The 14,122-nt window shown below is 66.6% G+C and carries 17 protein-coding genes; 9 read left to right on the plus strand and 8 right to left on the minus strand.

The window, feature by feature from the left end:
- Positions 1-9 precede the first annotated feature (9 nt).
- From AB0I14_RS12215 to AB0I14_RS12225, 3 genes are all read left to right on the plus strand, one after another.
- The gene (locus AB0I14_RS12215) at positions 10-690 is read left to right on the plus strand and encodes a cutinase family protein (RefSeq protein ID WP_358020840.1); all 681 of its coding nucleotides are present in this window, start codon (positions 10-12) and stop codon (positions 688-690) included.
- 39 nt (positions 691-729) lie between these two features.
- Positions 730-1,422, plus strand: coding sequence for a cutinase family protein (locus AB0I14_RS12220; RefSeq protein WP_358020844.1), 693 nt, complete (start codon positions 730-732; stop codon positions 1,420-1,422).
- 105 nt (positions 1,423-1,527) lie between these two features.
- Positions 1,528-2,175, plus strand: coding sequence for a cutinase family protein (locus tag AB0I14_RS12225; protein WP_358021291.1), 648 nt, complete (start codon positions 1,528-1,530; stop codon positions 2,173-2,175).
- A 22-nt stretch (positions 2,176-2,197) separates the two neighbouring features.
- On the opposite strand, the gene truA is transcribed toward AB0I14_RS12225, so the two are convergent.
- The 8 genes from truA to infA all read right to left on the minus strand — a co-directional run bounded on the left by truA (position 2,198) and on the right by infA (position 6,850).
- Entirely contained in the window at positions 2,198-3,058 is an 861-nt protein-coding gene (gene truA, locus AB0I14_RS12230; RefSeq protein ID WP_358020847.1) for a tRNA pseudouridine(38-40) synthase TruA, read from the minus strand.
- Positions 3,059-3,074: 16 nt separating this feature from the next.
- Positions 3,075-3,617 carry a 50S ribosomal protein L17 gene (gene rplQ / locus AB0I14_RS12235; protein ID WP_358020850.1) on the minus strand — a complete coding sequence of 181 codons (543 nt, stop codon included), beginning with the start codon at positions 3,615-3,617 and terminating at the stop codon, positions 3,075-3,077.
- Positions 3,618-3,675: 58 nt separating this feature from the next.
- A complete protein-coding gene (locus tag AB0I14_RS12240; RefSeq protein WP_358020853.1) occupies positions 3,676-4,728 on the minus strand; it encodes a DNA-directed RNA polymerase subunit alpha in 1,053 nt (350 codons plus the stop codon).
- A 74-nt stretch (positions 4,729-4,802) separates the two neighbouring features.
- Positions 4,803-5,408 (minus strand): 30S ribosomal protein S4, encoded by a 606-nt coding sequence (gene rpsD, locus AB0I14_RS12245; RefSeq protein ID WP_358020856.1) that lies wholly within the window; start codon positions 5,406-5,408, stop codon positions 4,803-4,805.
- 14 nt (positions 5,409-5,422) lie between these two features.
- Complete coding sequence (gene rpsK / locus AB0I14_RS12250; RefSeq protein ID WP_004571524.1) at positions 5,423-5,836, minus strand: 30S ribosomal protein S11; 414 nt, start codon at positions 5,834-5,836, stop codon at positions 5,423-5,425.
- 5 nt (positions 5,837-5,841) lie between these two features.
- On the minus strand, positions 5,842-6,216 hold the full coding sequence (gene rpsM / locus AB0I14_RS12255; protein ID WP_217155768.1) for a 30S ribosomal protein S13: 375 nt from the start codon (positions 6,214-6,216) through the stop codon (positions 5,842-5,844).
- Between the two features lie 212 nt (positions 6,217-6,428).
- Positions 6,429-6,542 (minus strand): 50S ribosomal protein L36, encoded by a 114-nt coding sequence (gene rpmJ, locus AB0I14_RS12260; protein ID WP_003879483.1) that lies wholly within the window; start codon positions 6,540-6,542, stop codon positions 6,429-6,431.
- A gap of 86 nt (positions 6,543-6,628) precedes the next feature.
- The gene (gene infA, locus AB0I14_RS12265; RefSeq protein WP_003418601.1) at positions 6,629-6,850 is read right to left on the minus strand and encodes a translation initiation factor IF-1; all 222 of its coding nucleotides are present in this window, start codon (positions 6,848-6,850) and stop codon (positions 6,629-6,631) included.
- 331 nt (positions 6,851-7,181) lie between these two features.
- Between infA and AB0I14_RS12270 the strand changes: the two genes are divergently transcribed.
- The 6 genes from AB0I14_RS12270 (at position 7,182) to AB0I14_RS12295 (ending at position 14,116) form a co-directional block, all read left to right on the plus strand.
- The gene (locus AB0I14_RS12270) at positions 7,182-7,676 is read left to right on the plus strand and encodes a hypothetical protein (RefSeq protein WP_358021295.1); all 495 of its coding nucleotides are present in this window, start codon (positions 7,182-7,184) and stop codon (positions 7,674-7,676) included.
- A gap of 75 nt (positions 7,677-7,751) precedes the next feature.
- Positions 7,752-9,305 (plus strand): SPFH domain-containing protein, encoded by a 1,554-nt coding sequence (locus AB0I14_RS12275; protein WP_358020866.1) that lies wholly within the window; start codon positions 7,752-7,754, stop codon positions 9,303-9,305.
- Entirely contained in the window at positions 9,302-9,943 is a 642-nt protein-coding gene (locus tag AB0I14_RS12280) for a hypothetical protein (RefSeq protein ID WP_358020869.1), read from the plus strand. The genes AB0I14_RS12275 and AB0I14_RS12280 overlap by 4 nt, the downstream gene beginning before the upstream one ends.
- Positions 9,944-9,995: 52 nt before the next feature.
- Positions 9,996-11,687: an FAD-dependent oxidoreductase gene (locus tag AB0I14_RS12285; protein ID WP_358020872.1), complete on the plus strand. Its 1,692-nt coding sequence runs from the start codon at positions 9,996-9,998 to the stop codon at positions 11,685-11,687.
- A 37-nt stretch (positions 11,688-11,724) separates the two neighbouring features.
- Entirely contained in the window at positions 11,725-13,212 is a 1,488-nt protein-coding gene (locus AB0I14_RS12290; protein WP_358020875.1) for an ATP-binding protein, read from the plus strand.
- A gap of 43 nt (positions 13,213-13,255) precedes the next feature.
- The gene (locus AB0I14_RS12295; RefSeq protein WP_358020877.1) at positions 13,256-14,116 is read left to right on the plus strand and encodes an LLM class F420-dependent oxidoreductase; all 861 of its coding nucleotides are present in this window, start codon (positions 13,256-13,258) and stop codon (positions 14,114-14,116) included.
- Positions 14,117-14,122: the final 6 nt, after the last annotated feature.

Raw genomic sequence — 14,122 nt, forward strand, 5'->3', positions numbered from 1 at the left:
GGATTTGGTGTGGCAATTGATCTTGTTCGTCGATGCACCGTATTCGTGGCGGCAGCGCTCACCGCAGCCGCCGCCGTCGTCGCACCCGTCCTGGTGCCCACCCCCACCGCGGGGCTAGGCGCAGGCCTACCCATGGCCAAGGCCGCAGACTGCCCTGACATCGAGGTGGTCTTCGCCCGCGGCACCAATGACACCGCAGGCCTCGGCCGGATCGGCAATGCGTTCGTCAGTTCGCTGCGCAACAAGGTCGGCGGCCGTTCCGTCGGCGCCTATGCGGTGAACTACCCCGCCAGCTTCGACTTCCTGGCCGCGGCGGGCGGCGCCAACGACGCCTCCGGCCACATCCAGTGGATGGTGGACAACTGCCCCAACACCCGCCTCGTGCTGGGCGGGTATTCCCAGGGCGCCGCGGTGATCGACGTCATCGCCGCCGTCCCGTTCCCGGCTGTCGGCTTCAACGCACCGCTGCCGCCGAACGTCCCCGAGCACGTCGCCGCGGTCGCCGTCTTCGGCAACCCGTCGACCAAGCTCGGTTTGCCGCTGACCTCGAGCCCGGTGTACGGATCGCGCGCCATCGACCTGTGCAATCCTGGCGATCCGATCTGCGGCGACGGCGACAGCGTGCCCGCGCACCGGGCTTACGAAGGTGCGGCCAACGATGCCGCGAACTTCGTGGCCGGTCTGTTGTAGCCCGCGTCCGCTACGATCGCTGAGGTGGTCGAACTTCCTATGGCAAGCCAAGTAGCCCGACGGCTTCGGCGCTGGATCAGCGTGGCTGCCATCATTGCGGCGGCCGTCGCTGTCCTGCCGATCGCTTCGGCCGTCCTGCCCGGTTCCCCGGCGGTGGCCAATGCCGCCTCGTGCCCGCCGGTCGAGGTGGTGTTCGCCCGCGGACGTACCGAACCCGCCGGCGTCGGTACGCTCGGCAACGCGTTCGTGAACTCGCTGCGCTCCAAGGCCAACAAGAACATCGGCGTCTACGCCGTCCGGTATCCGGCCGACTCCGAAGTCGACATCGGCGCCAACGACATGAGCGGCCACATCCAGTACATGATGGACAACTGCCCGGACACCCGGTTGGTGATCGGCGGGTACTCGCTGGGCGCGGCAGTCGCCGACGTCGTGCTTGCCGTCCCGTTCACCGGCTTCGGCTTCAAGACACCGCTCCCCGCGGGCGCCGACGGGCACATCGCCGCTGTCGCCCTGTTCGGCAACGGCGCCGCATGGGTCGGTCCCATCACACGCTTCAGCCCGGTCTACGCCGACCGGACCATCGAGCTGTGCCACGGCGCCGATCCGATCTGCAATCCGGCCGACCCCGACACCTGGAAGAACAACTGGCCCGATCACCTGGCCGGTGCCTACATCGACGGCGGAATGGTCAACCAGGCCGCGGATTTCGTAGCGGGTCGCCTGAATTGACGCCGGCCGCGCGCTGAGATCAAGGTTCGTCGCCGGATCGTTGCCTGACCGGCACCTATTCTCGACGTGGCCGTCAATACCATCGGATGCGTGATTGTCCGCCGGATGTTCACCGCGCTCGTCACCACCCTGTCTGCCGTCGTGTTGCCGATGACGGTAGCGCCCAGCATGATTGGCGTCGCCAATGGCGCCGTGTGTCCAGCGGCGGAGGTGGTGTTCGCCCGCGGCCGGATGGAACCCCCGGGCCCCGGCCAGGTCGGCGCCGCGTTCATCAAGACGCTGCGGGCCCTCCGAGGTCCGAATATCAGTTTCTATCCGGTGAATTACCCGGCGGATACCCAGGTCGACGTGGGCGCCAACGACATGAGCCGGCACGTGCAATGGATGACCCGAAACTGTCCGAGGACCAAGCTCGTGCTGGGCGGCTACTCGTTGGGCGCCGCCGCTACCGATCTCGTTCTGGCCATGCCGGTTTCGGCGTTCACCTTCAACAGTCCGCTGCCGCGTGGCACCGACCAACACATCGCGGCAGTGGCATTGTTCGGCAATGGCGCAAATTGGGCCGGCCCGATCACATTGTTGAACCCGACGTATCAGAGTCGCACCATCGACCTGTGCCACAGCGACGACCCGGTCTGCAATCCGAGCAGCCCGTACACCTGGCGGGCCGGGTGGCAGGACCATCTGGCACCCGGCTACATCCGCTCGGGCATGGTCGCGCAAGCAGCCAGGTTCGTCGCCGCCCGGCTCTGAGGGCCGCACCCACCCGATGGCCTCAGAGCGTACGCACGTCCCGAGTGACCGTATTCCGGCTGACCAGTTGATCATCGGGCGGGTAGTCGACCTGCACCAGAGTCAGCCCGCGCGCAGGCGCAGCAGCGAAATCACTGGACCGGCTCGTCTCACCCAGCAGCCCGGCGGTCCACTCGGGTGACCGCCTGCCCTCCCCCACGGCCAGCATCGCGCCGACCAGCGAACGAACCATGTTCCAGCAGAAGGCATCCGCGGTGACATACGCCGTCACATAGTGCCCATCACGCACCCATTCCAGCCGCTGCAGGTCGCGGATCGTGGTGGCCCCGGGGCGGTGACGACAGAACGCGGAAAAATCGTTGAGCCCCACCAACTCCCGCGATGCGGCAGCCATCGCATCGAGGTCCAAGGGCTTCGACCACGGTGTGACGAACCGCGTTTCGGCCGGCTCGACCCCGTACGGGGCCAGGCTCAGCCGGTAGGTGTAGTGCCGGCGTAGTGCCGAGAACCTGGCGTCGAAACCCGCAGGAGCCCGCACGATGTCGCGGATCCGGACGTCGGTCGGCAGCAGTCGAGCCAATCGCCGCACCAGCGGAGCGAATTCGGCGTCACCCGGGTTGGTGGTCCGCGGGTAGGCGTGCGCTACGGCATCGACCGGGATGTCGACATGGGCGACCTGGCCGGTGGCATGGACCCCGGTGTCGGTACGGCCCGCGGTGCGCGTCACCACCGGCGTACGGAACACCGTCGAGAGTGCCTCGTCGATCACCCCGGCCACGGTGCGCTGACCGACCTGCACCGCCCAGCCCGCGAAATCGGTGCCGTCGTAGGCGATGTCCAGGCGCAAACGAACATGCCCGCCACCGGAATCGATGGCGGGCATGTCGTTCAATGCCTGGTTAGGACTTGGCTTCATCCTCGGCCGGAGCCTCGTCAGCCGGAGCCTCGTCGGCAGCGGCCTCTTCGGTCGCCTCGACCTCGGCGTCCTCCACAGCTTCCTCGGCCTCTTCAGCCTTGGGAGCTTCTGCAGCCTTGGCCTGCGCGGCGGCGGCGCGACGAGCGCGGTCCGCCTCGGAGGTCACGGTCTTCTCCCGCACCAGCTCGATGACGGCCATCGGGGCGTTGTCGCCCTTGCGTGCCTCCACCTTGATGATCCGGGTGTAGCCACCCTCGCGGTCGGCGAAGAAGGGGCCGATCTCGGCGAACAGGGCGTGCACGACGTCCTTGTCGCGGATCTTCTTCATCACCTCGCGCCGGTTGTGCAGCTCACCCTTCCGGGCGTGGGTGATCAGCTTCTCGGCGTACGGACGCAGCGCCCGGGCCTTCGGCTCGGTCGTCTTGATGCGGCCGTGCTCGAACAGCGACGTGGCCAGGTTGGCCAGGATCGCCTGCTGGTGTGAGGACGACCCGCCGAGGCGAGCACCCTTTGTGGGCTTGGGCATTGCGACTATCTCCTAAATGGGGCCGGCCCCCGTATCAGGTAGGACCGGGACGGAATTCTTAAAGCTGTTCGGTCTCGGCGTAGTCCTGGGTGTCTTCCAGGTCGTAACCGGCGTCGCTGGTCCAGGTGCCGGTAGCGGCGTCGTAACCTGCGACCTCGGACGGATCGAACGTGGCCGGGCTGTCCTTGAGCGAGAGACCCAGCTGGTGCAGCTTGATCTTCACCTCGTCGATGGACTTCTGGCCGAAGTTGCGGATGTCCAGCAGATCGGACTCCGTGCGGGCGACGAGCTCGCCCACCGTGTGCACACCCTCGCGCTTGAGGCAGTTGTACGAGCGCACAGTCAGGTCGAGATCATCGATCGGCAGCGCGAACGAGGCGATGTGGTCTGCCTCGGCCGGCGACGGCCCGATCTCGATGCCCTCGGCCTCGACGTTGAGTTCCCGTGCCAGACCGAACAATTCGACCAGGGTCTTGCCGGCCGACGCCAGGGCGTCACGCGGGCTGATCGAGTTCTTGGTCTCGACGTCGAGAATCAGCTTGTCGAAGTCGGTGCGCTGCTCAACACGCGTGGCCTCCACCTTGTAGGTGACCTTGAGGACCGGCGAGTAGATCGAATCGACCGGGATACGGCCGATCTCAGCGCCCGAGGCCTTGTTCTGCACGGCCGGGACGTAGCCGCGACCGCGCTCGACGACGAGCTCGACCTCCAGCTTGCCCTTGTCGTTGAGGGTGGCGATGTGCATATCCGGGTTGTGCACCGTCACACCGGCCGGGGGCACGATGTCACCGGCGGTGACTGCACCCGGGCCCTGCTTGCGCAGGTACATGGTGACCGGCTCGTCCTCCTCGGAGGACACGACCAGGCCCTTGAGGTTCAGGATGATGTCGGTGACATCTTCCTTCACCCCGGGGACGGTGGTGAACTCGTGCAGCACACCGTCGATGCGGATGCTCGTGACCGCTGCGCCCGGAATGGACGACAGCAGCGTGCGCCGCAGCGAGTTACCCAGCGTGTAACCGAAACCGGGCTCCAGCGGCTCGATGACGAACTTGGAGCGGTTGTCGGCGAGGGTTTCCTCGGCCAGTGTGGGTCGCTGAGAGATCAGCATTGTGTTCTTCTCCTTCTCGGCACCCGCTATTTGATGCCGTCTGGGTACTTACCGGCCGAACGGCCGGTAAGTCATTACTTCGAGTAGAACTCGACGATGAGCTGTTCGGCGAGCGGCACCTGGATCTGCGCGCGCTCGGGCAGCTGGTGCACCAGGATGCGCTGACGCTCGCCGACGACCTGCAGCCACGACGGGATCGGACGCTCACCTGCGGTCTGCCGAGAAAGCTCGAACGGCAGGGTGTTGAGCGACTTGTCCTTGATGTCGATGATGTCGTACTGCGACACCCGGTAGCTCGGGATGTTCACCTTGACACCGTTGACGGTGAAGTGGCCGTGGCTGACCAGCTGACGCGCCATGCGGCGGGTCCGGGCCAGGCCGGCACGGTACACGACGTTGTCCAGCCGGCTCTCCAGGATCTGGAGCAGGTTCTCGCCGGTCTTACCCGACTGCCGGTTGGCCTCTTCGTAGTACTTGCGGAACTGCTTCTCCATGACGCCGTAGGTGAAGCGAGCCTTCTGCTTCTCCTGCAGCTGGGTGCGGTATTCGCTCTCCTTGATCCGCGCGCGACCGTGCTGGCCGGGCGGGTAGGGGCGCTTCTCGAACGACTGATCTCCACCGATGAGGTCGACGCCGAGACGACGCGACTTGCGGGTGGCGGGTCCGGTATAACGAGCCATTTCTCAGATCCTCCCTAGACCCGGCGCCGCTTGGGCGGACGGCAGCCGTTGTGCGGCTGCGGTGTGACGTCGGAAATCGCGCCCACCTCGAGGCCTGCGGCCTGCAGCGAGCGGATGGCGGTCTCGCGGCCCGAACCCGGGCCCTTCACGAACACGTCGACCTTCTTGACGCCGTGCTCCTGCGCCTTGCGGGCAGCGTTCTCGGCGGCCAGCTGTGCGGCGAACGGGGTCGACTTGCGCGAACCCTTGAAGCCGACGTGACCCGACGACGCCCAGGCGATGACGTTGCCCTGGGGATCGGTGATCGAGACGATCGTGTTGTTGAACGTGCTCTTGATGTGTGCGGCGCCGTGCGGGACGTTCTTCTTTTCCCTGCGACGGGTGGTCTTACCGCGCTTGGCGCCCGCGGCCTTCTTCGGTGGTGCCATCGGGGTTACCTAGCCTTCTTCTTGCCGGCGATGGTGCGCTTGGGGCCCTTGCGGGTACGCGCGTTGGTCTTGGTCCGCTGGCCGCGCACCGGCAGGCCACGGCGGTGCCGCAGGCCCTGGTAGCAGCCGATCTCGATCTTGCGGCGAATGTCGGCCTGCACCTCGCGGCGCAGGTCACCCTCAACCTTGAGGTTGCCTTCGATGTACTCGCGCAGAACCGACACCTGATCGTCGGTCAGGTCCTTCGTGCGCATGTTCTTGTCAATGCCCGTCGCGGCGAGAATCTCGTTCGAACGGGTACGGCCGATGCCGAAAATGTAGGTCAGCGCGATCTCCATGCGCTTGTCGCGCGGAAGATCAACGCCCACGAGGCGTGCCATGTGGCGGTATTCCTTCTTCTCTGCGGAGGTCTGGTCCCAGCCCGTTCCCATCAGCCCCTAAGGGCTCTCCGGGGTCCGGCCTCCGTGCCGGACGTGGATGAATGCTCATCGCGTATGAGCGGCGGATCCGCTCAGTGGTGCTGGGGGTTCATCATTCAGTTGTGGTGAGATGAGCTGACAGCGCGACTATTTGCTCTTCGCGCCAGCGCTCATCAGCCCTGCCGCTGCTTGTGGCGGGGATCGCTGCAGATCACCATGACCCGCCCATGCCGGCGGATCACCCTGCACTTATCGCAGATGGGCTTGACGCTCGGGTTCACCTTCACGGCTGTTTCGATCCTTCTGGCTCTGTTGGTGGCGTGCAGGCACGCACGTCACCGGTCTCGTCGTTACTGGTCGGGCTTCTATCGGGTCACTTGTACCGGTACACGATGCGGCCCCGGGACAGGTCGTAGGGAGAGAGCTCCACCACTACCCGGTCCTCGGGCAGGATGCGGATGTAGTGCTGCCGCATCTTGCCGCTGATGTGGGCCAAGACCTTGTGTCCGTTCTCCAGCTCAATGCGGAACATCGCATTGGGCAGAGGTTCGACCACGCGACCCTCGACCTCGATGGCACCGTCTTTCTTGGCCATACTTTTCGGCGATCCTTGCTTTCGTTTCGTAGCTTCATCAGTCGCAATGCAGCCCGTGGTGGTGCTGCCGCCGACCGACTTCTAAACGTGAGCCGGATCAAAGCGAAATTGCAGAAATCAGCAGTTCCAAGACGGGGCACGCAAAAAGTCGGCACGATAAAGCCGCACCGTTGGTCCACAATACCCGCTCGACGGCCTGCGCCAAAATCACGGCTGATCAGCTCTGGCCGCCCGATCGCGGCCGAAGATTGGTGCGCGGCGAGGCCGTGACACAGGCGACAATGGTACGGACTGATTCACGCGTCCGGAGAACGGAGACCACGAGCACGTGATGGTTGTGTACCTGGCCGCGTTCGTCGTCGGCGGCATCGCTGTACTGGCCGCCCTTCTGCTCGCCGATGTCGGGCACGGGGACGGGATGCCCTTCCTGAGCTTGACCGGCCTGTCGGTCGCCCTGCTCGGCGCCGGCACCGGAGGCTTGATCGGCACCTGGCTGGGCCTGGGCACCGTCTGGTCCGCAGTCCTGGCAGCGGCGTGCGCTGTCGTGCTGGTGTTCACCCTCAACGGTCTGCTGTTGCCCTACATGCGCCGCCAACAGTCCAACTCACATCGGGGCCGGTCCTCGTATGTCGGCCTGCTCGGCACGGTCACCCTCGAGCTCCCGCCGGGCGGCTGGGGTGAGGTCTCCTTCGTCGACGCCGACGGCAACCGCGTGTTCTCCCGCGCCAAGAGCGACGAAGCCGATGCGCTGCCCAAGGCCACCCGCGTCTACATCGCCGATATCGATCCGGACTTCGTCCACGTCGTCGCTGTTCCAGAAACCTGAGCTGTTCCCGAAGCCTGAGCCGTTCCAGAAACCTGAGCTGTACCCGAGCACTGCCCCACCGAGAAAGGCACAACAGTGTCCCTGCTGCTCATCGTCGTCCTCGTCGCCATCGCCGCGATCCTCATCCTGGTGGTGCTGCCGTTGGTCTACGTGAAGAACTACATCAAGGTGCCGCCCAACGAGGTGGCCGTGTTCACCGGCCGCGGCACACCCAAGGTGGTCCGCGGCGGGGCCCGGTTCCGGATGCCCGGCATCGAACGGGTGGACATCATGAGCCTGGAACCGTTCAACGTCAGCATCAACCTGCAGAACGCGCTGTCCAACAACGGTGTGCCGGTCAACGTCGAAGCCGTAGGGCTGGTCCGCATCGGCTCGGCCGATGAGGCCGTGCAGACCGCGGTACAGCGCTTCCTGACCTCCGACCTCAACGAGCTGCAGCGTCAGATCAACGAGATCCTGGCCGGCAGCCTGCGCGGCATCACCGCGACCATGACGGTCGAGGACCTCAACTCCAACCGCGACACGTTGGCGCGCAGCGTGGTCGAGGAGGCCGGCGGCGACCTGGCCCGGATCGGCATGGAGGTCGATGTCCTCAAGATCGCCGGTATCTCCGACGCGAACGACTACCTGAAGTCGCTGGGTCAGCGCCGCATCGCCGAGGTCAAGCGCGACGCCACAGTCGGCACCGCCGAGGCCGAGCGCGACGCGCAGATCCAGTCCGCCAAGGCGCGGCAGGAGGGTGCCGTCGCACAGGCCGAGGCCGACACTGCGATCGCCACGGCCACCCAGAAGCGCGACGTCGAGCTGGCCCGGCTGCGCGCGCAGACCGAGGCCGAGAACGCTCAGGCCGACCAGGCCGGACCGCTGGCCAATGCCCGCGCCCAGAAGGACGTCGGTATCGCCACCGAGCAGGCCGAGGCGGCCCGGGTGCAGGCCCGCATCGAGGTCGAGCAGCGTCGCGCCGAGCAGGCCCAGGCCGCGCTGGCGGCCGATGTGATCGCGCCCGCCGAGGCTCAGCGGCAGGCCGATATCGCCAAGGCCGAAGGGCAGCGCCAGTCCACGATCCTGGCCGCCGAGGCCGCGGCCGAGGCCGAGCGGCGCAAGGGTCAGGCCGAAGCCGACGCCCGCAAGTCGGCAGCTGACGCGCTGCGCGTTGAACGCCAGGCCGAAGCCGACAGCCTCCAGGCCAAGCTGGTCGCCGAAGCCGCCGGTAAGAAGGAACTTGCCGACGCACTGCGCGTCGAACAGCAGGCCGAGGCCGCCGGTATCGAAGCCAAACTGTTGGCCGAGGCCAACGGTAAGAAGGAGATCGCAGCGGCGCTCAACGGCTACACGGCCGAGGCCGCGCGCCTGCTGATGCTGCCCGACGTGCTCGCTTCGGTGGTCAAGGCGACCGAGGCGGCCGCCGCGCCGCTGGCCGAGATCGATCGGCTGTCGATCATCGGCGGGTCGCGCGACACCCAGGACGCCGTCGGCGGCCTGCTCGGTGTCAGCCCGCTGGCGGTCGCCAACATCCTGGAAGCCCTCAAGTCCTCGGGCATCGACGTGGCCGCCATGCTGCAGGGGACCAGCGATCCCGCGACCAACGGCAAGCCGGTGGCGGCCAGGCCGGCCACGACCGAGGAGTGAGCTACGACTTCACTGTGCTGGTTCCGGAGTTCGTGACCGACCGGGCACAGCTGGCAGCGCTCGACAGGGCGATGTGTGAGGAGATCCTCGGACCCGCCCCGGCGGTCATCGTCGATTTCACCGAGGAGCTCACGTCGAGGTACTTCAACGACGACGATGAGCGTTTTCTCATGGTTGATCCCAGTTGCGACGCCAGAGGCAGCACGATCGCCACGTCGTGGCAGACCGTGACCCAGAACGCCGGCACGCTGTTGCAGATGACCTACGAGCGCGGGTTGCTGCTCTATGACCCACAGCACGACCGGCTCTACGACCCGCGCGGCAGTATCGAGATCGACGTACGGCTCGGTGGCGGGGTGCAAGTGCCCTACCTCAGCGAAAGTCTGCTGCGCGAGGTCTTCGCACACCCCTCGCCACAAGAGCCGTGGCTGGTGATCTCACGCCGAGACCAGGTGTTCATCCAGTCGCTCTTCCCCAAGGGCCGCGCCGTCACGATCGAGCACCGGGCCGGCGGCCCGGACCAGCACTATGTCGCTGATGTCGACGACGCCGAACTGGCTCGCCGGGTGCTGTGGCAATGGGCTCTCGGACAACCCGGCTGGGACGAGGCCGTGAACTGGGAACCGATGGCGTTCTGAATGCGAACCGGGGTGAGAAAACCGCTGGCGGCTGGGCGCATAATTGGTGGCGATGACCGGCCCCGCGTCCCAGCCCCGTAAACCCGTAATCCTCACCGTTGACGACGACCCCGCGGTGTCGCGTGCGGTCGCCCGCGACTTGCGACGCCACTACGGCGAGCGGTACCGGATCGTCCGGGCCGAATCCGGCCCGGACGCCCTGGAAACCCTCAACGAGCTGAAGTTGCGCGGCGACACCGTCGCGGTGTTCGTCGCCGATTACCGGATGCCGCAGATGAGCGGCATCGATTTCCTCGAATCCGCGATGGACCTCTACCCGATGGCCCGGCGCGTGCTGTTGACGGCGTACGCCGACACCACCGCCGCGATCGACGCCATCAACGTCGTCGACCTCGACCACTACCTGCTCAAGCCGTGGGATCCACCGGAGGAGAAGTTGTACCCGGTGATCGACGGCCTGTTGGAGACGTGGCACACCGTCGGCGATCGGGCCATCCCCCACACCAAGGTGATCGGGCACCAGTGGAGCTCGCGGTCCTGGGAGGTGCGCCAGTTCCTGGCTCGCAACCAGCACACCTTCCGGGCGTTCACCACCGATGAGCCCATGGGCCGTCAACTCCTCGAGGCCGCGGGGCTGGACGGTCTGCAGCTACCGGTGGTCATCACCGAGGGTGGCGAGACGCTGGTCGAACCCAGTGACGGCGAGCTCGCCGACATGCTGGGGTTGTCGACGACCCCGTCGCTGACCATGTACGACCTCGTGGTCATCGGCGGCGGCCCGGCAGGCTTGGCCGCCGCGGTGTACGGCGCCTCCGAGGGGCTGGGGACGGTGCTGATCGAGGGCACCACGACCGGCGGGCAGGCCGGCCGCAGTTCGCGGATCGAGAACTACCTGGGCTTCCCGACCGGGGTGTCGGGGGCCGAACTGGCCACCTCGGCGCGCAGGCAGGCCGAGCGGTTCGGCGCCGAGGTGATCACCACCCGCGAAGCCGTCGCGCTCGACATCGCGGGCGCGGCCCGCACCGTCACGTTCGCCGACGGCGAGACCATCGGGGCCCGCGCGGTGATCCTGGCCACCGGCGTCGAGTACCGCCAGCTCCCGGTGCCGGGCTGCTGGGCGGACCCCGCCAATCCGAACAACTTCGTCGGCCGCGGCGTGTACTACGGCGCCTCGGTGTCGGACGCCTCCGAGTGTCGCGGCGAGGACGTGTACATCGTCGGCGGCGCCAACTCGGCCGGGCAGGCCGCGATGTTCATGTCCCGCGAGGCCAAGTCGGTCACGCTGCTGGTACGCGGACCGTCGCTGGAAGCGTCGATGTCGTACTACCTGATCCAGCAGATCGAGCAGACGCCGAACATCCACGTACGCACCTGCACCGAGGTGGTCAGTGCCATCGGTGAGGACGATCATCTGGTGCGACTGGAGTTGGTGAACAGGCAGTCCGGCGAGCACGAGGAGGTGCCGGCGACGCGCCTGTGCTGCTTCATCGGTGCCACCCCGCGCACCGAATGGCTCGACGGCGTGGTGGCCCGCGATGACCACGGGTTCATCCTGGCCGGACCCGACCTGCGCGACGTGTGCGGCTGGACGCTGGAACGTCCGCCGCATCATCTGGAAACAAGTGTGCCCGGTGTCTTTGTTGCAGGAGATGTGCGCGCCGAATCCGCCAAGCGGGTGGCGGCCGCCGTCGGCGAAGGGTCGATGGCGGTGATGCTGGTGCACCGCTACCTGGCAGAAGCGTGATGGCCGGCACCGTCGGCGAGGCTGAGAGGAATTAACGATGGGCGAGACCTGCCTGCCGTCCGAACTGCGGACGCTGTTCCTGTTCGAGGCGTTGACCGACGAACAGTTGCAGACGCTGTGCGACAACGGGCACATCGCGGTGTTCGAGCCCGGCCCCATCATCACCGAGGGCGACCCCGCAACCTGCTTCTACGTGCTGATCGACGGCGAGTTGGTGATGTCCAAGCGCTCGGCCGGCACGGACATCGAGACCAGTCGCACGTCGCAGCGCGGTGTGTACTGCGGTGCGTGGTCCGCCTACATCCCCGGTGAGGAACAGATTTATCAGGCGTCGGTACGGGTGACCCGGCCGTCGCGGTTCTTCGTCCTCGACGCGAGTGCGTTCGCGAAGTTCATGCGCGACGAGTTCCCGATGGCGGTGCACCTGCTCGAAGGTCACATGGTCGGCGGGCGGCGCCAGCGGCAGATCATCGGCCAGCGGGAGAAGCTGCTGGCATTGGGCACCATCACCGCGGGGCTGACCCATCAGCTCAACAATCCGGCGGCGGCCACCGCCCGCGCGGTCGCGGACCTGCGCGAGGGCGTCGGCAAGATGCGCCACAAGCTGGCCATGCTGGCCGACGGCAAGTTCACCCCCGAGGCGCTGGGGGTACTGGTGACCATCCAGGACGAGGTCGCCGAGCAGGTCGCCAAGAACAAGGGGCTGGAGCTCACCGCACTGGAGACCTCGGACCGCGAGGACGCGATCGGAGACTGGCTCGAAGACCACGGCATCGCGAGCGCGTGGGACTACGCCCCGACATTCGTCGAAGCGGGTCTCGACATCGACTGGTTGGAACGTGTCGAGGGGACGATCAGCAGCGTCGACTGCTCCGCGACGTTGCCGGGGGCACTCGGGTGGCTGAAGTACACCATCGACACCGAGCTGCGAATGAACGAGGTGGCCGAGGCGAGCAAGCGGATCTCGGCGCTGCTGGCCGGCGCCAAGCAGTACTCACAGATGGATCGCGGCTCGTATCAGAGTGCCGACGTCCACGAAGGGCTGCGCAGCACGATGATGATGTTCGGCGACAAGGTCGGCAAGGACAAACCGGTCAGCCTGTGCAAGGAACTGGACAAGTCGCTACCCGAATTGCATTGCTACCCAGGCGATCTCAATCAGGTGTGGACCAACATCATCGACAACGCAATCCAGGCGATGGGCGGTCGCGGCACGCTGACGCTGCGCACCAGCCGGGAGACCGACGACATGATCCGGGTGGAGATCTGCGACGACGGGCCCGGAATTCCCGAGGAAGACATCGAGCGCATCTTCACGCCGTTCTTCACCACCAAGCCGTTCGGCGAGGGCACCGGGCTTGGCCTCGACCTGGCCTGGCGGATCGTGGTGGAAAAGCACGGCGGCGACCTGCGAGTGCAGTCGCGGCCGGGTGATACCCGGTTCATCGTGCTGCTGCCGCTGGTCGCGCCCGCGCCGGAGTCCATGCTGGCGTTTGAATCGTCCGAATCGTCTGAATCGTCGTGAGTTTTTCGGAATAGCCATCACGTGAGGGCGGGTTGAGGCAACCATGACGGACATCAGCGGCACCAAGCCCGATCTCGGCACCTTCGGCGCGTTCGGCCACTACTCGCAGTTCCAACAACTGTCGCCGCAGCAATTGCGGGACATCGAGGCGCTGGGCTACGGCGCGATCTGGGCCGGCGGATCCCCGCCCGCCGAGCTGGAGTGGATCGATCCGATCCTGGCCGCCACCGACACGTTGCAGCTGGCCACCGGCATCGTGAACATCTGGAGTGCAGCGGCGGGCCCGGTCGCCGAGTCCTTCCACCGCATCGAGGCGGCCTACCCGGGCCGGTTCCTGCTCGGCATCGGCGTCGGGCACCGTGAGGCGATCGGCGAATACCGCAAACCGCTCGACGCGCTCACCGATTATCTCGACAAGCTCGATGAGTACGGCGTGCCGCAGCACCGCCGCGTGGTCGCCGCACTCGGACCCAAGGTGCTGCAACTGTCTGCGGCCCGGTCAGCGGGTGCGCACCCGTACCTGACCACGCCGGAACACACCGCGACGGCCCGCGAGTTGATCGGGCCCGCAGCGTTTCTGGCCCCCGAGCACAAGGTGGTCCTGACCACCGACCAGGACAAGGCACGCGCCATCGGCCGCAAGGCACTCGACGTCTACCTCGGTCTGTCCAACTACCTCAACAACTTCAAGCGGCTCGGCTTCACCGACGAGGATCTGGCCAAGCCGGGCAGTGACCGGTTCATCGACGCCGTCGTCGCGCATGGCACGGTGGATGACGTGGTCGCCCGGCTGCGGCAGCACCGCGACGCCGGCGCCGACCATGTGCCTGTGCAAGTGTTGACCTCACCGGACAAACTGGTACCCGCACTGGCCGAACTCGCCGGGCCGCTCGGCCTGGCTTAGAGCACC

The sequence above is a fragment of the Mycobacterium sp. NPDC050441 genome, from assembly GCF_040655355.1.
Classification (GTDB): Bacteria; Actinomycetota; Actinomycetes; order Mycobacteriales; family Mycobacteriaceae; genus Mycobacterium.